Source organism: Methylobacterium sp. J-072 (assembly GCF_022829425.1).
In the GTDB taxonomy this organism is placed as follows: Bacteria; Pseudomonadota; Alphaproteobacteria; order Rhizobiales; family Beijerinckiaceae; genus Methylobacterium.
This window is the reverse complement of the sequence record NZ_JAKSYK010000228.1, coordinates 1-283: the sequence shown is the minus strand read 5'-3', so window position 1 is coordinate 283 and position 283 is coordinate 1. Positions and strand designations below refer to the sequence as shown.

Annotated in this window: 1 protein-coding gene; it reads left to right on the top strand. The window is 65.0% G+C overall.

Annotation, left to right across the window (positions count from 1 at the left end; translation table 11 throughout):
• Positions 1-198: 198 nt before the first annotated feature.
• Positions 199-283, top strand: an 85-nt coding sequence (locus MKK67_RS31100) for a DUF1328 family protein (RefSeq protein ID WP_243971032.1), incomplete at its 3' end; no start/stop codon positions are given.

Sequence of the window (283 nt, the reverse complement as noted above, 5' to 3'; positions counted from 1 at the left end):
AGGAAGACGCACTGGAATACCGCAAGCAGCTCGCACGCCGTGTAGACGCTGGAGAAATGACGCCGGCACAGTTCGATCGCGAGAATGAGCGCGCCCTGCAGCGGCTGAAGGCTCAACGCGGAAGAGCCTGACCGACGACAGGGGGATCCGCCCGCGGCGGGTTCCGATCCCGAACCGCGTGACTTTCGTGAGGTTGCCATGATCGGTTGGGCTATCACGTTTCTCGTCGTCGCTCTCGTGGCGGCGCTCCTGGGCTTCGGCGGCATCGCCGGTACCGCCATCG